Annotated in this window: 19 protein-coding genes and 1 pseudogene; 6 read left to right on the top strand and 14 right to left on the bottom strand. The window is 37.0% G+C overall.

The genetic code is table 11. The features are described from left to right. Window positions 1-10: 10 nt before the first annotated feature. From ACFILN_RS07410 to ACFILN_RS07435, 6 genes and pseudogenes are all read right to left on the bottom strand, one after another. Window positions 11-310 carry a HigA family addiction module antitoxin gene (locus tag ACFILN_RS07410; RefSeq protein ID WP_375671196.1) on the bottom strand — a complete coding sequence of 100 codons (300 nt, stop codon included), beginning with the start codon at window positions 308-310 and terminating at the stop codon, window positions 11-13. An 18-nt stretch (window positions 311-328) separates the two neighbouring features. Further along, window positions 329-609 (bottom strand): annotated as a pseudogene (locus ACFILN_RS07415) (type II toxin-antitoxin system RelE/ParE family toxin). A gap of 205 nt (window positions 610-814) precedes the next feature. Then, complete coding sequence (locus ACFILN_RS07420; RefSeq protein WP_375631022.1) at window positions 815-1,483, bottom strand: ribonuclease HII; 669 nt, start codon at window positions 1,481-1,483, stop codon at window positions 815-817. Window positions 1,484-1,648: 165 nt separating this feature from the next. Beyond that, complete coding sequence (locus tag ACFILN_RS07425) at window positions 1,649-2,557, bottom strand: 4-(cytidine 5'-diphospho)-2-C-methyl-D-erythritol kinase (RefSeq protein ID WP_273790406.1); 909 nt, start codon at window positions 2,555-2,557, stop codon at window positions 1,649-1,651. Window positions 2,558-2,794: 237 nt separating this feature from the next. Further along, complete coding sequence (locus tag ACFILN_RS07430) at window positions 2,795-3,643, bottom strand: S49 family peptidase (RefSeq protein ID WP_273790405.1); 849 nt, start codon at window positions 3,641-3,643, stop codon at window positions 2,795-2,797. Window positions 3,644-3,834: 191 nt separating this feature from the next. Next, window positions 3,835-4,623: a tRNA1(Val) (adenine(37)-N6)-methyltransferase gene (locus tag ACFILN_RS07435; protein ID WP_375631021.1), complete on the bottom strand. Its 789-nt coding sequence runs from the start codon at window positions 4,621-4,623 to the stop codon at window positions 3,835-3,837. 179 nt (window positions 4,624-4,802) lie between these two features. Between ACFILN_RS07435 and ACFILN_RS07440 the strand changes: the two genes are divergently transcribed. The 4 genes from ACFILN_RS07440 to glyS all read left to right on the top strand — a co-directional run bounded on the left by ACFILN_RS07440 (window position 4,803) and on the right by glyS (window position 10,925). After that, the gene (locus tag ACFILN_RS07440; protein ID WP_375671198.1) at window positions 4,803-5,879 is read left to right on the top strand and encodes a polyprenyl synthetase family protein; all 1,077 of its coding nucleotides are present in this window, start codon (window positions 4,803-4,805) and stop codon (window positions 5,877-5,879) included. Between the two features lie 95 nt (window positions 5,880-5,974). Next, a complete protein-coding gene (locus tag ACFILN_RS07445; protein ID WP_273790402.1) occupies window positions 5,975-7,669 on the top strand; it encodes a tetratricopeptide repeat protein in 1,695 nt (564 codons plus the stop codon). A 92-nt stretch (window positions 7,670-7,761) separates the two neighbouring features. Next, complete coding sequence (locus tag ACFILN_RS07450; protein WP_375606430.1) at window positions 7,762-8,703, top strand: glycine--tRNA ligase subunit alpha; 942 nt, start codon at window positions 7,762-7,764, stop codon at window positions 8,701-8,703. Then, complete coding sequence (gene glyS / locus ACFILN_RS07455) at window positions 8,703-10,925, top strand: glycine--tRNA ligase subunit beta (protein WP_375671200.1); 2,223 nt, start codon at window positions 8,703-8,705, stop codon at window positions 10,923-10,925. The genes ACFILN_RS07450 and glyS overlap by 1 nt, the downstream gene beginning before the upstream one ends. 124 nt (window positions 10,926-11,049) lie before the next feature. On the opposite strand, the gene ACFILN_RS07460 is transcribed toward glyS, so the two are convergent. The 8 genes from ACFILN_RS07460 to ACFILN_RS07495 all read right to left on the bottom strand — a co-directional run bounded on the left by ACFILN_RS07460 (window position 11,050) and on the right by ACFILN_RS07495 (window position 19,251). Beyond that, window positions 11,050-11,544 carry a F0F1 ATP synthase subunit B gene (locus ACFILN_RS07460; protein WP_273790399.1) on the bottom strand — a complete coding sequence of 165 codons (495 nt, stop codon included), beginning with the start codon at window positions 11,542-11,544 and terminating at the stop codon, window positions 11,050-11,052. Between the two features lie 11 nt (window positions 11,545-11,555). Continuing rightward, the gene (locus tag ACFILN_RS07465) at window positions 11,556-12,122 is read right to left on the bottom strand and encodes a F0F1 ATP synthase subunit B (RefSeq protein ID WP_273790398.1); all 567 of its coding nucleotides are present in this window, start codon (window positions 12,120-12,122) and stop codon (window positions 11,556-11,558) included. A 142-nt stretch (window positions 12,123-12,264) separates the two neighbouring features. After that, entirely contained in the window at window positions 12,265-12,495 is a 231-nt protein-coding gene (locus ACFILN_RS07470; RefSeq protein WP_005773968.1) for a F0F1 ATP synthase subunit C, read from the bottom strand. A gap of 55 nt (window positions 12,496-12,550) precedes the next feature. Then, window positions 12,551-13,309 (bottom strand): F0F1 ATP synthase subunit A, encoded by a 759-nt coding sequence (locus tag ACFILN_RS07475; RefSeq protein WP_273790444.1) that lies wholly within the window; start codon window positions 13,307-13,309, stop codon window positions 12,551-12,553. A 7-nt stretch (window positions 13,310-13,316) separates the two neighbouring features. After that, window positions 13,317-13,748, bottom strand: a complete 432-nt coding sequence (locus ACFILN_RS07480) for an AtpZ/AtpI family protein (RefSeq protein WP_375631017.1) — start codon at window positions 13,746-13,748, stop codon at window positions 13,317-13,319. Window positions 13,749-14,786: 1,038 nt separating this feature from the next. Further along, complete coding sequence (gene der / locus ACFILN_RS07485; RefSeq protein WP_273790396.1) at window positions 14,787-16,211, bottom strand: ribosome biogenesis GTPase Der; 1,425 nt, start codon at window positions 16,209-16,211, stop codon at window positions 14,787-14,789. Window positions 16,212-16,215: 4 nt separating this feature from the next. Beyond that, window positions 16,216-16,887 (bottom strand): tetratricopeptide repeat protein, encoded by a 672-nt coding sequence (locus tag ACFILN_RS07490; RefSeq protein ID WP_273790395.1) that lies wholly within the window; start codon window positions 16,885-16,887, stop codon window positions 16,216-16,218. A 591-nt stretch (window positions 16,888-17,478) separates the two neighbouring features. Further along, window positions 17,479-19,251 carry an SLC13 family permease gene (locus ACFILN_RS07495; RefSeq protein WP_375631015.1) on the bottom strand — a complete coding sequence of 591 codons (1,773 nt, stop codon included), beginning with the start codon at window positions 19,249-19,251 and terminating at the stop codon, window positions 17,479-17,481. A 352-nt stretch (window positions 19,252-19,603) separates the two neighbouring features. On the opposite strand from ACFILN_RS07495, the gene ACFILN_RS07500 reads away from it, so the two are divergent. Beyond that, window positions 19,604-21,310 (top strand): hypothetical protein, encoded by a 1,707-nt coding sequence (locus tag ACFILN_RS07500; RefSeq protein ID WP_375643342.1) that lies wholly within the window; start codon window positions 19,604-19,606, stop codon window positions 21,308-21,310. 146 nt (window positions 21,311-21,456) lie between these two features. Further along, complete coding sequence (nhaA, locus tag ACFILN_RS07505; protein WP_273790392.1) at window positions 21,457-22,815, top strand: Na+/H+ antiporter NhaA; 1,359 nt, start codon at window positions 21,457-21,459, stop codon at window positions 22,813-22,815. Window positions 22,816-23,864 lie beyond the last annotated feature (1,049 nt).

Here is a 23,864-nt window from a genome sequence, read left to right on the forward strand (position 1 = left end):
ATTAACGAAATCAAAGCGGCGTTTGAGATGTATCAGAAACCAGAGGAGAAATAGGTGGTTGTGCCTGTTGCATTGTTTGCCATAAATTATAGTTTGTTTGCATACCCAACCAAAATTTTGCTTTACTAAAACCAGCTAATTCTAATTTAACAGCAAGCTCGGTACTTATAGAAGCATGTCCGTTAATCACTCTTGATAAAGAAGCTCTTGTCATATGGACATGATCAGCTAATTTTTGTATTGTTATCCCCATTTCTTCTAAGAAAGCTACTTTCAGAACTTTACCCGGATGTGCGGGGTTGTGCATCATTTTTTTTCATTCCTTTCTTCAATGGTAATCTTGATAATCAACAAGCTCCACATCTGTTCCTATAAAGCGAAAAGTAGCACGCCAATTTCCATTCACCCATATAGAACAGTACTCTATAAGTTCACCTTTAAGATGGTGCATTTTAAAGGCAGGCTCTCTCAATATTTCAAGCGTAGTAGCACTTGTTAAAACCGTTAAGATAACGCGAATTTTTTTACATGATCTGGTCAAATAGCTTTTGTGGAACCTGTTGTACAAAATAATTTTAAGCCCTTATGTTTAAAACTCACAATTGCCATTACCACCCCTTGTCGTATATCATCGCTATACGGTTAATAACAAATAAGAGTTAAGCCCATGTTAGAAATATCTGATTCTATATCTGGAAAAAATAGATAGGAATAAGTGATAAAAAAGCTTCAAAAAGGTTAGGGATAGACACTCAAAAAACATAATAGAATCAATGATTATAAAACCCCTTACTCTTGTAATAAGTAACTGATTTTAATTACCTTTTTTACACTCTTTTAGTGGTGCAAAACTATAACGATGTAACCCTATAACTGGTCCATATTTATCAAGAGCTGTACGATGCGCTAGCGTTGCATAACCTACATGCTTCTCTAAACCATACCCTTTATAAACTTGTCCTGCACATTCCATCATCCGATCACGCGTTACTTTCGCAATAATAGATGCGGCTGCAATTGAAACTGAACGCTGATCGCCCTTAATCAACGCCATTGCAGAACAGGACAACTCAGAAGGAATATCACGCCCATCAACAAGGACATAGTGGGCTGGAATGGCTAATCCTATAATACAGCGACGCATTGCTTCTAAAGTTGCTTTTCTAATATTAGATTGATCAATTGTACGAGCACAAAGACTGGCGACTGAAACCGCTAATGCACTTTGCAAAATTTCATGATAAAGTCTATTTCGTTGGAAAAAAGAAAGTTTTTTTGAATCATTTAACCCATTAGGAATACGATCTCTATCCAAGATAACGGCTGCTGTTACCACAGGTCCCGCGAGAGGCCCCCGTCCTACTTCATCAACACCTGCTATATGAAAAAAACCCTGTTTTTGCAAATCCAATTCGCACGAAAAATTTGGTTGAAGCGGCAAATTAAACATCTTTGATAAATCACACATACAACAAACATACATCTATTTCTGTAGCCTGATCATTTTTTGCAAGCATTACAGTTTTAAATGGCTCTTCAAATATTCTGCGAACTCTTACACAAAAGATAAAAAGCACATTTCTTTGGTTCCCCTCTTTCATTATGTATAATAAAATCATGATGAAATAAAAGCTTTTATATTTATTTATCAAATATTTCCTAAAGTCATGATAGGTTTTACAAACCAATTTGGGTGCATTGATTTGATAAAAAGAGCTGCTTGTTGCGCCGTTTGTTTATTTTTAAAAATGCCAAAGCAAGTTGCTCCCGTTCCAGACATACGGGAAAAAAGAGCTCCACATTCATCTAATATAGATAACACTTCAGCTAACTGAGGTGCTATTTTTAATGCAGGAGAAAAAAGATCATTACGCGTTTCTTGTAAAGCTTTAACCAATGAATCAACACTTTTTAAAGCGTCTGTATTAATTTTTAAAGAAGGATTATGACGCTTCTCTAACGCTTTAAAAACAGTTGGTGTTGAAATCTCTTGTCCATGATTAACCAATACTATTGCAAGAGAACAGGCTCCTTTTATTTGTATCATCTCTTGACCAATTCCTTTGACCAAAAGCGGCTGCTGATATTCTAATGCACAAAGGCACATGGGAACATCAGCACCAAGAACTAAGCTCTTTTTTGCTAATTCTTCGTAAGGGCAATCAAGATTCCACTGTTGACGCAACATGCTGATAACCCCAGCTGCATCACCTGAGCCGCCACCAATGCCTGAAGCAACAGGTAATGTTTTTACAAGCCGAAAAAAAGCAGGTTGAGCACATTCCGGAAAAGTCTTATGCATAAAGTCCCGTGCGCGAATAACCAAATTGTCTAAATGAGAAACAAGTCCTTTTGCAAACGGCCCCGTCAAAACAAACTGATTATTTTCACAAGGTGCATAGTGTAGACAATCACCGCTAAGACTAAAATAAACCAAACTTTCTATTAAATGATACCCATCAGCACGTTGCCCCACAACATGTAGAGCTAAATTCAATTTAATAGGTGTAAATAAATAGGAATGTCTTTGGAACGAAGCTTGTACATTTGGCATCATATGACGTAATATTAACCTGTATAGGGTTCTTTTACAAATTCCCCCCTTTTATCCACACTTTTAGCACTAGCCCTATAAACAGCTTGGAATATTCTTAATCGTTTTCTAAAAAACAATAAATATAAAGAGTTCTCATACAAAACAAACGACATGTTCTCATTCGTATCATTTCAAGCCTTTTTTCTTCTAGCATCTGTTTTTAGATAAAAATCTCTCTGGCTTGAATGATCCTTTCCATCACAAACCATAACGCTGCCAAAGTGCTCGCTCTTCTGCTGCCATCAATGCACTATCAATGACTGTATAAACCGTATGTGCCGTCACTCCTGAAGGCGTTTTAGGTCCTAAAAAACTTTTTGGAGGCGTAATAAGTCGAAGTTTTGCATCATTACCAAAGCGCTCTTTAATAACAGAACGTACATCATTCAATCCATCAACAAGACCAAGCTCAACGCTTTGTTTTCCACTCCAAAACATTCCTGTAAAGAGATTCGAATCATCTGATAATTTTTCAGCACGCCGTTCTTTAACCAAATCGATAAAAGTTTGATGCACTTCAAGTTGGAGAGATTTCAAATGCTCAATATCCGCCTTTTTTTCTGGCTGAAATGGATCTAATGTAACTTTGTTCTTTCCTGCTGTGTAGACACGCCGTTCGATACCAATTTTTTTCAAAAGTTCCGGAAAACCAAAGGAAGCTGAAACCACTCCAATGGAACCAACAATTGAAGAAGGATCTGCAAAAATTTCATCCCCCGCACAAGCAATCATATAACCACCGGATGCTGCAATATCTTCAATAAACACAAGAACCTTTTTATTTTTTTCTTCTGCCAAATCACGAATACGCTTGAAGATAAAACGCGACTGTACAGGTGAACCACCAGGAGAATTAATAATAAGTGCAACAGCCGGTGACTTTTTGTGTCCGAAAGCCTTCTCTAAAAGATTTGCACACCTACTGAGGGAAAGAGTACGAGATATAGACGCTGATGAATCCATAATTGCTCCTTGAAGGCGCACCACAGGAATTTCAAGTTTATCGGAAGAAAAACGGCGTGGAATAAAACTTTTAATAAAATCCATCAAAACAAAATCTCCTTATAAATTAAGAACAATTAAATAGGAAAGGACAACAAAAAGGAAGAACGCGATAATATCCAAAAGCGCCAATCAATCCCCACATTACAAGCAGAAATATAACTTCACCCAAAGTCAAACCTCCCTAATAACAAAGTTTGGACTCTAAATAATAAACTAAAAAACACAAGATACTATTAGAAAAGTTCCCACAAGCTTATATATCCATTATTAATTGCATCAACCCGTGGTGAAAAAGTATGGTCATTACCTTCATGTATAACCAATGCCGGCAAAACAGATAAAGCTGCTCTGCTTCCTCGTTTTGCGTAAAATAAAAGACGAATTGCTGCTGTTTTCGCACGTGCATGCACAGGAATTATACAAATACCACCAAAACGCCCTTCTAAAGCACGCAAGATATCTGTCAGCGATTGTGGACGCGCAATGAGCCCTAAGTATCCACCTGGCTTAACAATGGCTGCTGCACTCCGCAACCAGTTATCAAACATCGCTTCAGACATAACATGTGCTTCAGATTTTTGTTTATCAGGTGTCTTACGATCGGTGGGATTATTAAAAGGTGGATTCATAATCGCAAAATCAAAGCTATTATCTATCAAACCTGCTCTTATACGGGCATTCCCTTTGAAGGTAACATCTGCTTCTAGCAAACAAATTCGGCTAGCAAATTGTTTATTTTGTTTTAGCATAAGCGTTTTTTGAGCGTAAGATACCATAAAAGCTGAACGTTCAACTAAGGTAACATGAACTTTCAGACAACGCGAAGCAACAGCCAACCCTGCAGCTCCAGCACCTGCCCCTAAATCAACAACCTTGCCCTTTAAATCACTTGGAACCAAACTAGCTAATAACATCGCATCCATTCCAGAACGATGACCATATTTATGGGGTTGAACCAAATAAAATTTTCCGCGGTGAAAACTGTCAATTGTTTCACCAATTTGATTCGCTGCTTTATTCATTTAAAAGCCTAATGTTCATCTTTATAAACTGCATTTTTGCCATTCAGCTGCTATTTTAAATTTTTTATTATTTCATAACAATAAGATTACACTCGCTAAAGAACATTTCTTGCCAATAACATTCCAAGCTAACACTTTTAAACGACATCAAAAGCTTGAGTCAAAACCAAACCCCCTTTATGCTAATGAATAAAGTAATTTTTATATATGTCCATTGCAATACTCTAGGAGTAAACACATTGAGTGCAGCTATCAAACTAAAACAAATAAGAAATAATCAAATTTCTCTTCAATCTCTTGTCAATCTTACTCAAAAAGATATGGATTGCGTAAATCAATTTATTCTCTCTATGGCAAAATCAGAGGTTGAGATGATCCCTGAAATTTCTAACCATCTTATTTCATCAGGTGGAAAGCGATTACGCCCAATGATTACGCTCGCTTCTGCTCATATGTTCGGTTATCAAAGTGACGGGCATATAAAACTCGCAACAGCTGTTGAATTTATGCATACAGCAACATTACTACACGATGATGTGATTGACGAAAGTAATTTACGACGTGGAAAATCTACAGCACGGATGATTTGGGGGAATCAAGCAAGTGTACTTGTTGGTGATTTCCTATTGGGCCAGGCCTTTAAAATGATGGTCGATGTCGGTTCCATAGAAGCGCTCTCTGTCCTAGCCAACGCTGCTGCAATTATTGCTGAAGGAGAAGTTATGCAACTTTCTGCCGCAAAAAATATAAAAACCAGCCCTTCAGAATATCTCAAAATCATCAATGCAAAAACAGCAGCACTTTTTTCAGCAGCCGCTGAAGTAGGACCCATTATTGCTGGCTATGGAAATAAAGAGCGTTCTTCATTACGTGAATATGGAACATCCTTAGGTTTAGCTTTCCAATTAATTGATGATGCACTTGACTATAGCGGTAGTGCTCAAAACTTAGGAAAAAATATAGGGGATGATTTTAGAGAAGGAAAAATCACAATGCCTGTTATTCTCGCATATGAGCGTGGGAATATGGCAGAAAAAGATTTCTGGAAAAAAGCGCTTGAAGATGGCAATAATAATGATGAATCCTTTGCACACGCGCAACACTTAATGGAAAAGTATGATAGTATCATAGATACAATAGAACAAGCACGCATCTATGGAAAATATGCAATTGATGCTCTTGTTCCCATGAATGAAAATCTTGCTTACAATGCTCTCGTTGAGACTGTTGAATTTTGTATTTCACGCGTAAACTGAATTCTTTGCAAGAATCGCAGTATTTCTCAACAAAGTAATGAGATATGATTTATAAACAACACCATCAATTGATTATCTTGAAAAGGATTAGCTCCATGTGCTCTGCAACGGTATCTCGACTTTTTGCCCTTTTTATCGTGGGTATCATGCTGATGCCATCCCCCACCTACAGTAAAATAAGTGCAGCAACTCATACAAGCTCATTTACAGGTGCTTATTTAGCTGGAAGGGTTGCAAATCATGAAAATAAAACAGAACTTGCTATCAATTATTTTAAACAAGCACTGGTTTATCAACCTGATAACATTGAAACACAAAAAGAGCTCCTTGAAGCTATGCTCTCGGTCGGAAACTTTAAAGAAGCTGTCCAACAAGCCCAAAAACTCAAAGAGAACGATGTTATAACTCCCTTTGTTTCCTTAACTTTGTCAGTAGAAAGTCTCATCAAAAAAGACTATAAGAATGCCAAGACTCTTCTCCAATTAAAAGAACTTCCTACGTCCAATAATCCAATACCTGAACTCATCGGCGCTTGGATTACATTTGGATCTGGACAAAAATCTCAAGCAATCGCTGATCTTAAGAAACTCAAAGGTCCTGTCTGGTATGACCTTTTTATATCTTATCATCTAGCACTTATGAGCGATCTTGCAGAACGGCCAAAGGATGCAAAAAAATATTTCATTAAAGCACTGAGTAACAAACAGGGAACTCTTATCGCTCCTAATACTTATGAGCGTATTATCATAGCCTATGCCTCATTCCAATTGCGCCATAGTATGCGCAACCAAGCTCTTCAAACAATCCAGCATGGCGAACAAATGTTGTCAGGTCGCGAAGTCCTTAAAAACTTTCGAGAAAAAATTGAAAAAAATGCTTTCTTAGAGAGAGTTATTAAAACACCTCAACAAGGAGCAGCCGAGGTATTATATAATTTTGGAACAGCCCTCAACTACAAAAACTCAGGGCGAATTGCACGTATTTTTAAGCAATTATCTTTCGCATTATACCCTCAAAATGACGCAACACTGTTTCAGCTCGCACACATTTCTGCTAAATTGAACGATCCACATCAAGCAATTAAACTTTATCGCGCTTTATCCCCTAAATCTCCTTATTATAAAGATGGACAACTTCATCTTGCATTCCTTCTTGCTAATAACAACAATTACAAAGAAGCAATAAAATTACTCACATTGTTAAATAAAAAATTTCCCAATGATCGTAATATTTTGATAACGCTCGTTGCTTTTTATATGCAGGACAATAAATTTCTTGAGGCCATTAAAACTCTAGACTACGCTATTACAAAGATAAAAAACTTTCAGCAGGACGATTGGAAACTCTTTTATCAGCGTGGTATTGCTTTTGAACGTTTAAAGCAATGGCCAAAAGCAGAAATTGACTTGCGAAAATCACTTGAATTTTTCCCAAACCAACCGCAAGTTCTTAATTATTTAGCCTATTCCCTTGTGGAACGTGGTGAGAAGCTTGAAGAATCGCTCCGTATGCTGCAAAAAGCTTCTGCTTTGCAAGCTCACAACAGTCATATTCTCGATTCTTTAGGATGGGCTTATTATAAACTAAAAGAATATAATAAAGCAGTGCAAATATTAGAAAATGCTGTCAGATTACAACCTGAGGACCCAACACTGAATGATCATTTAGGGGATGCTTATTGGAAAGTTGGACGTAAACGTGAAGCAATCTTTCAATGGAACCACGCAATTGACGGAAAACCAGAAAATTCTGAACAAATTCAAGAAAAGTTGAAATTTGGTTTGCAATAAATGATGCTTAACCATAAACCACATGAAATAATAAATAGAGAAACTAAAATTACTTTGGTTTTTTGTTTAGTCCAATATAAAGAGTATAAAGCGTGAAACTGCCTGAACATCTTAACCCCAAACGTTCTTTTCAGGGACTAATCTTAACTTTGCAAAATTATTGGGCACACTATGGATGTGCAATTTTGCAACCTTACGATATGGAAGTCGGAGCTGGGACTTTTCATCCAGCAACAACATTACGCTCTCTAGGTCCACGCCCTTGGAAAGTTGCTTATGTCCAACCCTCTCGACGTCCAACAGATGGCCGATATGGTAAGAATCCAAATCGTTTACAACACTATTATCAATTCCAAGTGCTTCTCAAACCCTCTCCGCTCAATCTACAAGAACTTTATATAAAGTCGCTACAAGCTATCGGGCTTGATACAAAACTGCATGATATTCGCTTTGTTGAAGATGATTGGGAAAGTCCCACTCTTGGTGCTTGGGGGCTCGGATGGGAATGTTGGTGCGATGGAATGGAAGTCTCTCAATTTACTTATTTTCAACAAGTGTGCGGCATTGAATGCGCTCCAGTTTCAGGGGAACTCACATACGGTCTTGAGCGTCTAGCGATGTATATCCAAGGGGTTGATAACGTCTATGACCTTAACTTTAATGGTTTGGAGGGAGAAAACAAAATAAGTTATAGAGATATTTTTTTACAGGCAGAACAGGAATACTCATATTATAATTTTGAATTTGCTGATACAAAACTGCTCCATCAGCACTTTATCGATGCAGAACGCGAATGCAGCGCACTTCTTGATGCTGGAAAACCAAATAAAGAAAATGTATTCCATCGCTGTGTTTTTCCTGCCTATGATCAATGTATTAAAGCGAGCCATATCTTTAACCTTTTGCAAGCACGTGGCGTTATTTCTGTAACCGAACGACAAAATTACATTCTTCGCGTTCGTAATCTCGCGCGCCGTTGTGGGGAAGCCTTCTTACTCACAGAAGCTGGACAAATATACACTGGAGAAGCCTAATGTCTGATCTTCTTCTTGAACTTTTCAGTGAAGAAATCCCCGCACGTATGCAACGAAAAGCTGCTGCTGATCTTAAAAAATCTGTTACAGATCAACTTGTGAATGCTGGATTGATCTATGAAGCTGCTCGTGAATATTGGACACCTCGTCGGCTAACATTGGACATACGCGGACTTTCCACACGCTCAAAAGATATCCATGAAGAACGCAAAGGTCCCAGTATAAAATCACCACAGCATGTAATTGATGGTTTTCTACGTGCAACAGGATTAAACGATATTTCTGAAGCGCATATTGGACATGATGATAAAAAAGGTCATTTTTATATTGCTAAAATTGTTAAAAAAGGTCGAGCAGCAGAAGAAATTATTGCCGATATTTTACCGGATATTATCCGCAACTTTCCGTGGCCGAAATCTATGCGTTGGGGAAAAGATTCAGCACAAAGTGGTACTTTGAAGTGGATTCGACCTTTACAAAACATTCTTTGTATTTTCGGACCAGAAATTGGTGAAACACATGTTATTCCATTTACAATTGGTTCTCTTAAAAGCAATAATTTAACTTATGGTCATCGTTTCTTAAGTGATGGAAAGCCATTTCAAGTGCGCCGCTTTGATGATTATGTTACTCAACTTGAAACCCATAAAGTCATTCTGGATGCCGAGAGACGAAAGAATATTATTTTAGCTGATGCCCAAAATCTCTGCTTTGCAAACGGTTTAGAACTGGTTCAAGATAATCCTCTCCTAGAAGAAGTTGCTGGTCTTGTTGAATGGCCTGTTATCCTGATGGGTGATTTTGAAAAATCATTCCTTGATATTCCTCCAGAAATTATTCGCTTGACCATTCGAGCCAATCAAAAATGTTTTGTCACCCGTAAACAAGGAGAAAACGTAAAACTTTCTCATCATTTTATTCTCGTTTCTAATATTCTTGCAAATGATGAAGGCAAAGAAATTTCGAAAGGAAATAGTAAGGTTGTCCGTGCCCGTCTTTCCGATGCACTTCATTTTTGGCAAACTGATCAGCGTGATTTGCCTGATCTTCAACAATTGGAATCTTCTATAAAAAAATTTGAACTTGATATAAAAAAACCTCTCGATCAAAGAATGGCGCGACTTGATCATTTGAATGTAACTTTTCATGCTAAATTGGGTACGCAAGGTGCAAGGGTAGAACGCATTGCTACACTCGCACAAGAAATTGCCCCTTTGATACAAACAGATCCTCTTTTAGCAAAACGTGCAGCCATCCTTGCAAAAGCTGATTTGCAAACAGAAATTGTCGGAGAATTTCCTGAACTACAAGGTGTTATGGGGCAAAAATACGCCCTTCTTCAAGGGGAAAATCCTCGCGTAGCTGTAGCAATCGAAGACCATTATAAACCTCAAGGTCCAACAGATCGTCTTCCACAAGAACCACTTGCTATAACCGTTATGCTCGCCGACAAAATTGACATGCTCGTTGGCTTTTGGCTCATTAATGAAAAACCAACGGGCTCAAAAGATCCCTATGCGTTAAGACGAGCAGCATTGGGAATTATTAGACTTGTACTTTCGCGAGATTGGAAAATCAATCTTATGCCACTGTTTCAGTTAGCAACGAATCTTTTCTTACAACAAAAAAATAAACATGAAATCTCTCAAAGAGAAAATTCACAATTGCAGAATCTGCTTCCAGAAAAAACAGAATATATTTTATCAGATCTGTTATTCTTTTTTCATGACCGTTTGAAAATCTATCTAAAAGAGGAAGGTGCTCGTTACGATGCCCTTGAAGCCGTTTTAAATAAAGATTCTGATGATTTTTTATTGGTTGCACGTCGTGTCGAATCGCTTATCGCTTTTATCAATACCCATGATGGAATGAACTTTGTAGCCTCTGTAAAACGTACTGCCAATATTCTTGAAAATGAATTTCAAAAAAGCACAACAATAGCGAATGAAATTAATCCTGAGCTCTTTATCGAGAAAGAAGAAAAGCAGCTCTATCATGCAATCTGTGAAGTAGAAAGAAAGGTTCTTGCTCCCATCAATGCAACAAATTTATCATTTGCACTCAGTGTGCTAGCGCCACTTGGAAAATTGATTGATATATTTTTTGAAAAAGTATTGGTGAATGATAAAAAACCTGATGTTCGTGCTAACCGTCTTGCTCTTCTCAAACGCACTCACATTGTTACACAATCGGTTGCAGACTTCTCAAAACTTGTCATTTAAAATCAAAGAGCCTATTAACTGGTAAAAACAATGAAGATAAATTTTTCTTTTTTATGACTTTTATTAATTAATACTGAGAAAATTATGCAACCAAAGAGAGTGTCTCTTTATCTCTCAAATATCATTAATTAAGATATGTTTTCATTTTGATAAACGATTCTTTCTCAAGAGACTCTTTAATAAGTTCATCTGCCTTGTTAGAATCTATTTCCCTTGCAATAAGGGTACGTGCTGTAGAAATTGCCAAATCAATAGCCGATGAAGAAACCATGCGTATTGCATCCGCTTCTGCTTGAGCGATTTTTTGTTCTGCCAATTTATTACGGTTTTTTACATATTCTTCTGCTTTTGCACGGGCCTCAGCAATAATAGATTCAACTTCATGCTTTGCTGCTGCAACAATTTCTTGCGCATCTTTTTCTGCTTCTGCATGTTTGCGTTGATATTCAGCTAATATTTCCTGTGCCTCTTCACGAAGACGCAGAGCCTCATCCAGTTCATCTTTGATACGCTTTGCACGCGCATCAAGATGGTGTATAACCCTTTGTGGAATTTGGAAATAGACTAAAAGAGCCAAAAAAAGAACTAACCCAACAAATGCCCAAAAAGTATCAGTCATCTTTGTCTTCCTCAATAATCCGCAGTTTTAACAACTGAACGAACAGCCTCTTTGCTAATATCAACGTCAATCAATTTTTTCACAATTTCAAGAGCTACTTCTTCAGCGATAGAACCAACATTTTGCATCGCTTTATCCCGAATTTTTGCTATCTGTTTTTCAGCATCTGCGAGTTTTTTCTCTAAACTCTCTTCAATTTCTTTCCGTTCAAGCTCTGCCTTTTCTTTTAATTCTTCACTAGCTACCTGCGCTATAGCCTGCGCATTCAAACGCGCTTCTGCTAATTTCCGCTCATAAGTTTCAACGACAATGTCTGCTTCCTGCTTCATGCGCATTGCCTGATCTAAATCAGATGCGATTCGATCTCGCCGTGTTTCAATAACACCACCAATACGTGGTACAATTACACGAGAGATAAAAAGATAAAAAAGACCGAAAGAAATTGCCAACCAGAAAAAATGCGAACCAAAATGCACAAAATCAAAAGGCGGAAACACACGATTTGCATGCTCTGCCACCTTTTTAATATGTTCTATCGACGTTTCAGTGTTCTGTGCATAAGCGCTTGAAACAAACATCTTCCTTCATCCTTTAAATAGCTTATTAAAGCCCTCTATAACCGATGATAACTGACTGACATCTCTCTGGCATCTCTCTGGTTAAGAGCTAAAAGGGTAAATCTTTCCTCATGCAAGAACAGATATACCCTTTTGATGATGATCAAACCCCAAAAAGAAGTAATAAAGCAATGAGCAATGAAAAAATTCCCAAAGCTTCTGTTACAGCAAAACCAAAGACGAGACGTCCAAACTGACTATCTGCTGCTGATGGATTTCGTAATGCACCAGAAAGATAGCTACCAAAAATATTACCAAGTCCTAAAGCTGTTCCAGCCATACCAAAGCAAGCAAGACCAGCGCCAATATATTTTGCTGCAAGCACCATTTCCATGTTATTCTCCTTTAAAGCGAAATTGCATTATTCGACGGAATAACCGCCAGTTTTATTAATGTCCTGGATGAATTGCATCATTAAGATACATACAAGTTAAAACCGTAAAGACGTAAGCCTGAAGGAATGCGACCAAAAACTCAAGTGCAGTAATTGCTACAGTCATAATAAGCGGTAAAACCGAACCACCCACACCTACGAGTCCTACCCCAATCATTGAAACAACAAACCCAGAAAACACTTTAAGCGTAATATGACCAGCAAGCATATTCGCAAAAAGACGAAGAGAAAGACTAATTGGACGGGAGAGAAAAGAAATAACCTCAATCATTGTCACCAGAGGCAAAACCACAACAGGAACTCCACTGGGAACGAACAGTTTCAAAAAACTGACCCCATGCTTATAAAAGCCATAACCAATCACCGTCAAAATCACCACCATTGCTAACGAAAACGTGATCATGATTTGAGATGTAACCGTATAAAAATAAGGAAAGAGACCAATAAAGTTAGCAACTAAAATAAAAGTAAACAGAGAAAAAACTAAAGGGAAAAACTGCATCCCCTGCACACCAGATGATTCCCGCAGAGTCGATGCTACAAATTCATATGCCATTTCCGAAAGAGACTGCATCCGCGTTGGAACCAATCCACGACTCGATGACGAAATGAAGAGAAAAATAGAAGTTACAACAACCGTAAGGACTGTAAACAATGATACATTTGTAAACGATAAATCCATATTTCCTATGGAAATCTTAATCAGCCTTGAAACCTCAAACTGATGAATAGGATCTGGAGCGTGCGTTGTCACTTCAACCTCATTTATCGGACCTCTCATTGGCCCCTTTATCTTGTTTTTGGCGCAATGCGCCTTTTTTTCCTAATTGACTGGAGGAAACATACCCCACAGACCGAAGAATACTCAATACACCAGCAGCAAACCCAAAGAAGAGAAAAAATACTAATCCCCAAGGCCATGAACCTGCTAACTTATCAAACCCCAACCCCAAAACAATACCAACTATAACACTTGCCAGAAACTCACTGGAAAGCTTAATTGCGCCTGCCATCCTTCCTTGTGATTTTTCCCGCTTATTCTTATGCTCCCGCTTCTTTAATGCTTGCTTGCGCACTAAAGCTACGCTTAAATTCCTACTACGACATTCCAAATCCTCTGAATGAAGACACTCTCCTTGCTTTTCCTCTTCAGCCTCCTTACGGCTCATAACGGGTTTCTCGCCCATCGCCATCATTGGCTCCTTAATTAAAAAGCAACGTAAGAATACATTTCATAAAACCGTGTGCATCATATTGTTCCCGAATTTATTCGTCAAGATACTAAAAGAAATCTATCACAAGTTATCGTATAAATTTTATTGCAGAAATAACGTATTTTTCAATTTACATGCTTTCTTAAAAAGATATTCTGAGCACCTAAACCGATTTCACGACAGCACCCGTGAATGTATAACAAAAGTTCCCGTGAATAATATAAAACTCATAGAACAACCATTTTTACGCTTAACGAAAGGTGTCAACTGATACCATCTTATTTTCCGGCTCCCAATGTTATATCAATCCTAGTTTTGAAAGAGAACATAGAAAGCTAAAAAACAGTATGAGAGCGTTAGTTTACACCTTTTATTCAAATAAACTTGCACTTTTTATTTTATGAAAATAATAATCAATGGTTTCTATATGATCCTATTCGCAAAGTATTTTACATATGCCATTACAGGCCCCATCACGAAATGAGCTTGAGGGTATTAAGAGAAGTTCCTTTAAATACAAGATATTAATAAATCTAAAATTTCAAATAGATTAAGCCAATAGAACACAATAAAATTTAAATACGATTACCATACCACTTTATACAATTTTAATCCACTTTTATGAACTTCACTCTTTACAATTGAATATCGGTAGATTTAGCAAGTATTTTTGCTTTTTATTCAGACAAACTATCGTAAGCAAAAGCGCTTATTCATAATCTTTATTTTTATGAAACGATAATCTAATACTGCTTTTCACACAAGCATCATAATTATATTCCCCTACCCTCATATTGCATCTATTCTTGCACTTAAATAACCCATTAAGAGGATTATGTACTCTTTCTTAAATACTCCCTATCACACTCTTCTCATGACATGCAAATAAATGATCATCAATAAAATTAAAACTTTAGCAAATAAAATTTTAATTTTATGAAAAGAAAGATCATTGAAAAAACTTACTTTTAAGATTCTTAAGTATAGATTTCATTCACTCAAAAAATTAAAGAGTTATCATTTCTTCTTGGAACGTGTCGCAAAAGGATTATCAGAGGCTCGTAATGATATGCGAACGGGTATACCAGACATATCAAATGTTTCACGTAACCCATTGACAAGATAACGCAAATACGACTGTGGCATACTTTTGGGACGCGAGCAAGAAATCATAAATCCAGGAGGACGTGTCTTAACCTGTGTGATGTATTTAACCTTAAGTCGACGTCCAGAAACCGCAGGAGGTGGATGATGTGCCACAACAGTTCCAAGCCATTGGTTCAATTTAGCCGTCGAAATGCGACGATTCCATACACGGTGCATCATCATGACATTTTCCATCAGTTTATCAATCCCTTGACCATATTGTCCTGATAAAGGAACGGCTCTCAAACCACGAACTTGAGGAAGAAATCGAGCACATTTTTCATGCAAATCAATCAATGTAGTCTGACTGTTTTCAATAAGGTCCCACTTATTGAAAGCAATAACTGGAACACGCCCTTCACGAATCACAAGATCAGCAATTTGTAAATCCTGCTTTTCAAAAGGTATCGTTGCATCAAAAACAATGACCACCACTTCTGCAAAACGAATAGCACGCAAAGTATCTGCAACAGATAGTTTTTCTAATTTTTCTTGAATTCTCGATTTTCGACGTAAACCCGCAGTATCAAAAAGTTTAATATGACGACCACGCCATTCCCAATCTACAGAAATAGAATCACGCGTGAGTCCTGCTTCTGGTCCTGTTAACAATCGCTCTTGTTTCAACATACTATTAATAAGAGTGGATTTTCCTGTATTGGGACGCCCCGCAATCGCAATCCTAATGGGCTTACTTTCATCGTAAATAAGCTCCTCTTCTTCCAAATCCTTTACATCATCACCAACAGATGCAGGCTGTATCATCCTATTTTCTTCTTTGTTGTTGCCAAAAGCATGCTCTGACCCAACAGCATCTATAATTGCATCACGCAGATCACTAAGTCCCAAACCATGTTCAGCCGATATTGGGCACGGCTCTCCCAAACCTAATGACCACGCCTCATACTCTCCTCCTGTTGCCGCTCTTGACTCAGACTTATTGGCAACAAGCACAATTGGCTTTCCTGATTTGCGAACCAATGAAGAAAAATTTAAATCACTTGGTGTTATTCCGCTCTTTGCATCAAATACAAATAAAATAAGATCCGCTTCATCAATTGCAACTTTTGTATGAGAACGCATACGCCCCTCGAGTGTATGATCACCTGCTTCTTCCAGCCCAGCCGTATCAATCACATCAAAACGTAGATCTTGAAGTTTTGCCGCATGAATACGCCGATCACGTGTTACACCAGGCTTATCATCAACCAAAGCCAATTTTTGCCCAACCAAACGATTAAATAGTGTCGACTTCCCAACATTGGGACGACCAATGATAGCAATGGTAAGGCTCATCGATTTATTCCTTATTTGCCTTGCCCTCAGCTTGTATAAGCTCAAGCATCATTCGAGCCCGATCTGTTATTTTTGAACCCAAAGCACCTTCTTCAGAATTTTTTTTAAAATAATAAACCGCCTCATCCATTTTATCCGCCTTATAGGCAGCTAAGCCTAAAGCTTCTCTTGCAGACATACGCATAGGATCGGTATCACTTGCCATATCTTTGATGCGCTTTTCAACATCAGCTAATGTCCCTGTATCAACCAGAATATAAGCCGCCCGAATTTTTGCAACTTTCTGCAAAATCTGCGGTGCTTTCTCATCCGCTGCAATAGAATCAAAGATCTCCACTGACTTAATAATATCACCTTTCTCCATGAGTAAAGAAGCCTCACGTAAACGAGCAAGAAAAGGATACCCCCCAAAATGAGAGGTTTTAACAGTTTCTAATTGCTTTATCGCTTTATCAAAATCACGTGTATTCGCAAGATCAAGACTCTTTACAAATGCATCACCAATATAACCAGCTTTCTTTATTTGCGTATGATGATAAACTTGATAAGCAACTATCATGAATATAAAAAGAATAACTGCTCCAATAATTGAAAAACCATACCGTCTCCAAAAAGCAAGCGCCTTTTCCTGACGAAATTCTGCATTCACTTCAGCAATAAAACTATCATACGACATATATCATACCTTGAAAAAAGTTACTTTATCTGTGCTTTTACGCATAAATGGATAAAGATGGTAGTCCTAATTAACTAAAAATCTTTAAATTGCTCGTTTATTTATTTTAAATCAACATGTAGCCAATTCAATCGGATTTTTGCAACAGTCTTAATCGAAAATGATATAAGCACCCTGTTTGTACATATTACAGCTTTTACATATATTGAGTCTTATGAAAAATTCACTGCCTTAATATTTATCATGATTGCCTATCATCTCAAGCAGATTTTCTCCCCATTATATAGAGAGATAATCTTTTAAAGTCTTCAACCGCAATCGTTGGTTGTATTGGATTATAGAATTATAATAGAAAAACCACTTCTTGAAAAAAGGTAATTTTCCATGAAAGTCCCTTAAAACCCAATAAATAAATTTTTATCTGTATCAAAAATACCGAAGCGCCATGATTAAAGTGTGGTATAATTCCAAATCTTCAGTTAAAGCTCTTTATATTCAGTTAAAGCTCCTTATATAAAGTGTATCCCTTCAACTTATCTTCATACGATTAACAACCTTTTGTAATTGATCCTTAAAGTTTCTAAAAATATCCTATTGTAAGGGCCAAACCCACATAAGCATTGGAACAGCAATAATAACGATCAACACCGCCAATGGAGCACCCAAACGTGGATAATCACTAAAACGATATCCTCCTGGCGCCATCACGAGCATATTACTTTGATGTCCAATAGGTGTAAGAAACTCACATCCCGCACCAATTGCAACAGCCATCAAAAAAGCTTCAGGCTTATAATGAAGGGAATGAGCAAAACTTGACGCAATTGGTGCTACCATCATCACTGTTGCTGCATTATTCAAAAATGGCGTAACCAACATAGCTGTCACCAACATAAGCGCTAAAGCACCAGATGGCGGGAAAAATATTGCCAATTGGCTCAGCCATTGACCAATGAGATCCGTACATCCTGTTTTCTCTAACGCTTCACTCACTGGAATAAGAGCCGCTAATAGTACGAGTATTGGACCATCTAATGCCTGATACAGATCACGCGCGGGCAAAACACGAAAGATCACCATTGCTGCAGCAGCAGAAAAGAAAGAAAAAGCAACTGGAACAATATGAAAAGCTGTAAAAATAATTGCTATAAATAAAACAGCTAAAGAGATGAAACCATGTCGTAAATTTCCAAACACAATATTTCGTTTTGCTAGGGGCAAGCATTTCAATTCTCTTAATAAATTGGGAATAATTGCATCCTGTCCTTGCAAAACAATCACATCTCCAAGATGGAAAATAATATCATCAAGTCTTCCCCGCACCCTTTCATGTTGACGACTTAACGCAAGTAAATTTACATTATAGCGATCAAATAGGGAAAACTCTTTCGCACTAATACCAATAAGAGGTGAATTATGGGTAATGACTGCTTCAATAATATCAATGTCACTGTCCTTATCACCTGCAGCAATAGTTCGCCCCTTAGAAAACTCTAAACGAGCAGAGTTCATCACGCTATCTAACCCTGTATGTGACCCTTCCAGCAAAATAATATCATTTTCAGACAAAACAAAATCTGGTAATGGTGAAATAGATACTTTGTTTCTGATAATTTGAATTACCATAACATCACCACTTGATGGCTTAACCAAATCAACAATATTTTTCCCCACAATCGGTGAATTTATTGGAATATGCGCTTCTGCAACATAATTACGGATATCAATGGCATCATCAAATGATACACCTGAACGCACACGCACAGGCAAAAGCCAATAAAAACAGACCAAATATACAACACCAGCCGTCGCAATAACCGCACCAACTGGTGTAAAATCAAACATAGTAAAAGGTGTTCCTGCTAAACGCTCTTGCATCGCTGAAATAACAACATTAGGAGATGTTCCTATCTGTGTCATAAGCCCTCCCAACAAAGAACCAAAGGCCATGGGCATCAAAAAGACAGAAGGAGAAACCTGAGAACGACGTGCAAACTGAAAAGCTATCGGAAGCATAATCGCCAAAGCACCAATGTTTTTAACAAACATTGATAATACGACAACAGAAAGAACCAAAAAAGCTAATTGAAGACGCACCGATTTCACATCGGGCCATATCCGTTGAATAATAAATTCCATTATACCAGAGCGAGATACAGCAGTACTGACAACAAACACACTCCCCACGATAATAACGATATCATTACTAAAACCGCTAAACGCTTCCTTCGGGCTAACAAGACCAAGGGCACAAGCTATTAATAATGTACAAATAGCAACAAGATCATAACGAAATCGATCCCAAATAAAAACAACCATCATGAGACCAATGATCGAAAAGGCCATTATTTGATTTTCTGTCATAACACTCACTTCTCCCCATTAAATTAATGAACAAAAACATATCTTTTATGTTTTAAATATTCCTATAAACAGCAGCAAGATAAAAGCAGACATCGGAATATTTTAGGATAATTTTAAAGTGATAAACAATTATGATGCGCATAAACTCACCTCTCCTTATTATGCGTGCTTTTCTATAAAGTGCTGAACCCAAAGAAAATTGATAAAAGTTGATAAAGCTATATTGCAAAAAAGATGAGAATAACTCTAATATAGAGAGTAGATAATTGTTGAAACTGGTACACGCTATATTTAAACCTTTGTCGTTGCTTAAAAGAATTTATCTTCACTCTCAATTCAAAGAGTGATAAAAATGAAAGAAGAAAGAATGGTCAATCTTAATAGTGGGTATCAAAGTAACCTCAGATATTGGCTCACTTGCATTATTGGATTTGTTGCTATCTTGGCAATTATAATTGTTGGTGGATTTTATATCGCAAAACCCTATCTTGACAGTTTTGTAAGACAAGAAATAGCCCGTCGTGCCATAAAAGCCGAAACATCTGAAGTAAGCATTCTAGGTAAAGTCAACTTGAAGAATGTGACATTACCCGTTCCAGCTGGTACATCACTTAAAATTGGTGCCATTTCTGCCCGTCCTCCTCTTTCCTTTATTCCCGGAACTTTTACATTTTATAATGTTGATTTAAAGCATAATAATATTCATGTGCAAATTCCCCAAATTTCTCTTCGGAGTGTATCCCTAAAAGAAAAAGATAGAACGATAACATCACGTCTTTTACAATCAATGATGCGTATTGAGCTTTCCTCAATTATTGCTCCCAATATACAACTTTCTATAGAAAATAAAAATAACCAAACAGAAACGGTTGAAATCAAGAATTTCCAGCTTTCTGATTTTAGAAATAACCATATCCGTTCAGTTAGTATCAAAAATATGGATCTTAAAACGGTCGTAGCAAATGGTGCCAAACAGATGCAACTTATGGCTAAAAGTGATACAATAAAAGCCCATGATATCGACATCAACTATGCCTATTCTATCATTTTTGGAAAAAACAATGCTCTCAATCAAGGTAAAACCGTTACTGGCCCCATTTCTCTGAATAATATAAGTGTTGATATTTTTGAAGAAGCAGAAAAAAATAGCTCTTTCTTCCTTGGGCAGTTTAAAACATCTGGTTTAAAGATGAAACCGCTTGAACAAACTCCTGAAAAATTAATCAAAGCTTATCTTAATGCAAGAAAAGAGAATAATAAAATCGCTGAAAAAGTTGCACAAAATGGTCTTCTTCTAAACATACTGCTCGCCATTACCTCAGCGGATGCCAAAGTTGATAATATCACCGTTGATATACCGCAGTTGAAAGCAACGCTCGAATCATTCCAATTCAAACCAAGTTTGTGGAAACAACCTATCCCTAAAAAGCTTTTTCTTTCTCTCAACAACCTTTCCATTCTACCTAAAAAAATGAATGAAAAAGACTTAGAGTTTTTCAAAAATCTGAACTTTGAGCGCTTTAATGTTTCAGGAAAAATTGATATTTCTTACGATGAAAAAAAACGTATGCTCTTTCTTGATACAATGTCTTTCAATATGAAAAACGTTGGATCTGGGAACATCTCGGCTAAGGTTATTGATGTTGATGAAAAGCTTTTTTCTGGTCAGAAAAATATAATGATTGCTGCGTCTCAAGATCTTGGCATTAATGAAATTGATATACAATATACTGATGCAGGTTTCATTGATAAGCTTTTTTCTTATCTTGCGCAAAATCTTAATGACAGCCAACATGATCTTAAAAAGGAACTTTATGACGATTTCTATCTAATGATGACGCAGACCCCAAAAATTCTGCTAAAAAATCATGACGAAGCAGAAAAAATTTCAAAATCCTTAGGAGAATTTGCTAAAAATCCACAAACATTGATCGTTAAAATTAAAGCAAAAGATAATAAAGGTCTCGCAATAGTTGATCTCGAATCTGCTCTACAAAATGATCTATCCAAGGCTTTAAGCAAAGTACATCTTACTATTAAAAATGAAGCATCGCCTTAAACATTTTGTGCTTTAAACATGATGATCTTGTCTATAAATTAAGAACTTTATTCCTCTTTTTTCTTTTATATGATACAGAAGGTATCATACAGAGTTATTTATACAGAGAATATAGAATCTAAAATTGTCGATGCTTGGAGTTGTTCATGTCTGGTTTATCTTCAAATCGCCTGCCTAATCGCGCTTCTCGTGTCACCAATCAAGCGCTTTCTGCTATCGAGCGTTTTCTCCATATTGAAGCTCTTAGTGGTGTTGTTCTTTTATTAGCTGCTGCTTCTGCACTTATTTTTGCCAATTCTAAATATGCTGCTTTCTATGAATCTTTTTGGCATACACCTCTTGGCTTTAATTTGGGTCATTTCACTCTTTCATGGGATTTACATTTCTGGGTTAATGATGCCCTTATGACTATTTTCTTTCTCGTCGCAGGAATGGAAATTCGACGAGAAATTCATGAAGGTGCTCTTGCCGATTTTAAACAAGCAATCTTACCAATTGTTGCTGCAATAGGGGGCGTTTGTGTTCCTGCAATTATTTACTTTATCTTCAATTTTAACGAGGGACATATGCGCGGTTGGGCTGTGCCAACAGCAACAGATATTGCCTTTGCTCTAGGTATTCTAGCTCTTCTCGGAAAAAAAATCCCTTCTAATCTTCATATTATTCTTCTATCATTAGCGATTATTGACGATATTATCGCTGTTCTTATTATTGCTTTTTTCTACTCAACAAACATTGATCCTAGCGGTTTAATGATTGCAGGAGCGGGTATTGCTTTGGTACTATTTTTTCAGTGGATTGGGCTTGCATCAGCATGGCTTTACATTTTACCTGGTGCAATCATTTGGTGGGGTTTAATGGCAACAGGCGTTCACCCATCGCTTGCTGGCGTAATCTTAGGGATGATGACTCCCGTTCTTCCTACCCGTACTCTTGTAGCGCCACTCACCATGCTCAGTAACGCTATGCAAATTCTTCAAGAAAAAAATACAAAAACAGATCTGCATCATATTTCAACAGCATTAAAAAAGATGCGCAAAGGACAACGGGCCATGATTGCCCCAGTAACTCGTGTTCAAAAAGCATTGCATCCATGGGTTGCATACGTTATCATGCCAGTTTTTGCCTTCGCAAATGCAGGAGTAAGTTTTGCAAACTTTGATCTTTCTTCTGACAAATCATTCTTGATTGTTCTGGGTGTTGTCATTGGTCTTTTCATCGGTAAGCCTCTTGGTATTATCACTGCCAGTTATATAGCTGTAAAATCAGGACTATGCCGCCTACCCCCTCATATGACCTGGACAGGTGTTTTACTCATTGGTTTTTTAGCAGGAATTGGCTTTACAATGTCTATCTTTGTTTCAATGCTCGCTTTTAAAGATATTATTCTGCTTGATGCGGCAAAAATTGGAGTCCTTTGTGGCTCTGGTTTATCTGCCCTTATCGGTCTGGGATATGGATTTATTTATATTAAGCGCAATAAAGGAATTTCTCATAGTTCCTAACAAACTAACTGAAAATACATTTTTATGCAGAAATTCTAAAAAGTAATTTTGCCCATTTGTTCGATTCGGACGATATTTAATGTAAAATCCGTTGTCTCGCCTCATCTTTACACTTATGAAGGAGAAAACTAACGTCATCATACTATTTACTAGCCTCTAATGTTGCAACAACCTTTGACACTCGAGAGGAATCATAAGAGATATTTTTATTCCTTTCTTCAATAATCTTTTACTCATGTACCAGCTCCACTCATGATATACACAGAAATGGTTTTAATTGTTTCAATAAAGGCTTCGTGGTTTCAGAAAAGCTGTTTTTTATTGGGACTATGATTCACTATAAAGAAGAATTTAATTATTATAAATCAATATATTATGTTTAATAATAAGAAAAAGATAAGAATAAGCAAAGTTCAATAATCAGTTAAGTAATTCCATGGCTTATTTTTCCCAATAAACCACCCTCCTCGTTATTGATTTTATTGCCGGTATTCTAAACAACTTTAATTTTTATCTTCTTAAAAGCACATTATTTTTGGATAAAAATATTCCCGTTTTTTATCATCGACACATCACTTGTCTCACTCCATGAAAGAATTAAACTTGAAGCATGCTTCCATAGGAAGCACTCTAGTTTAAGTAATTAACTCGCGGGAAAAAAGAAAACCCTAGTCATTTAGACTATTCTAAAACATATGATTGGTGGAAAAATAGAGCATGTATATCGTTGTTCTCCCCTTTTCGCGCTCTTATTTGATATTTATTTTCTTTTTGTTTAAAGAGCTCGCTCTATATTTCTTGATACCATAAAATACTCTTCACAGATAATTTAAAAAGCACTATTTCCGAGACTTTCGAATTTATACAACGCCACATAAAATACAAAAAGAGTAAAATAATATGGCTATATTTCTCACAAGAAGAGTTTTGCTTACAAAGACCACCATTTGCAAAATATGTAAACACGATAAAGAAACTAGCACGATATACTGAAAAAACGGAAGAATGTATTTCATGCGTGGTTGGCAGTATGACACAGAAAATACTTA

The organism is Bartonella sp. CL434QHHD (genome assembly GCF_042195145.1).
Classification (GTDB): domain Bacteria; phylum Pseudomonadota; class Alphaproteobacteria; order Rhizobiales; family Rhizobiaceae; genus Bartonella.

Excerpts from the sequence above, each read along its gene's own strand:
- ACFILN_RS07460 (WP_273790399.1), bottom strand. The coding sequence starts at position 11,544 with ATGACTGATACTTTTTGGGCATTTGTTGGGTTAGTTCTTTTTTTGGCT.
- der (WP_273790396.1), bottom strand. The coding sequence starts at position 16,211 with ATGAGCCTTACCATTGCTATCATTGGTCGTCCCAATGTTGGGAAGTCG.
- ACFILN_RS07440 (WP_375671198.1), top strand. The coding sequence starts at position 4,803 with ATGCTAATGAATAAAGTAATTTTTATATATGTCCATTGCAATACTCTA.
- glyS (WP_375671200.1), top strand. The coding sequence starts at position 8,703 with ATGTCTGATCTTCTTCTTGAACTTTTCAGTGAAGAAATCCCCGCACGT.
- ACFILN_RS07495 (WP_375631015.1), bottom strand. The coding sequence starts at position 19,251 with ATGACAGAAAATCAAATAATGGCCTTTTCGATCATTGGTCTCATGATG.
- nhaA (WP_273790392.1), top strand. The coding sequence starts at position 21,457 with ATGTCTGGTTTATCTTCAAATCGCCTGCCTAATCGCGCTTCTCGTGTC.
- ACFILN_RS07470 (WP_005773968.1), bottom strand. The coding sequence starts at position 12,495 with ATGGAAATGGTGCTTGCAGCAAAATATATTGGCGCTGGTCTTGCTTGC.
- ACFILN_RS07435 (WP_375631021.1), bottom strand. The coding sequence starts at position 4,623 with ATGAATAAAGCAGCGAATCAAATTGGTGAAACAATTGACAGTTTTCAC.
- ACFILN_RS07410 (WP_375671196.1), bottom strand. The coding sequence starts at position 310 with ATGATGCACAACCCCGCACATCCGGGTAAAGTTCTGAAAGTAGCTTTC.
- ACFILN_RS07480 (WP_375631017.1), bottom strand. The coding sequence starts at position 13,748 with ATGGCGATGGGCGAGAAACCCGTTATGAGCCGTAAGGAGGCTGAAGAG.
- ACFILN_RS07465 (WP_273790398.1), bottom strand. The coding sequence starts at position 12,122 with ATGTTTGTTTCAAGCGCTTATGCACAGAACACTGAAACGTCGATAGAA.
- ACFILN_RS07420 (WP_375631022.1), bottom strand. The coding sequence starts at position 1,483 with ATGTATGTTTGTTGTATGTGTGATTTATCAAAGATGTTTAATTTGCCG.
- ACFILN_RS07490 (WP_273790395.1), bottom strand. The coding sequence starts at position 16,887 with ATGTCGTATGATAGTTTTATTGCTGAAGTGAATGCAGAATTTCGTCAG.
- ACFILN_RS07500 (WP_375643342.1), top strand. The coding sequence starts at position 19,604 with ATGAAAGAAGAAAGAATGGTCAATCTTAATAGTGGGTATCAAAGTAAC.
- ACFILN_RS07425 (WP_273790406.1), bottom strand. The coding sequence starts at position 2,557 with ATGATGCCAAATGTACAAGCTTCGTTCCAAAGACATTCCTATTTATTT.
- ACFILN_RS07445 (WP_273790402.1), top strand. The coding sequence starts at position 5,975 with ATGTGCTCTGCAACGGTATCTCGACTTTTTGCCCTTTTTATCGTGGGT.
- ACFILN_RS07430 (WP_273790405.1), bottom strand. The coding sequence starts at position 3,643 with ATGGATTTTATTAAAAGTTTTATTCCACGCCGTTTTTCTTCCGATAAA.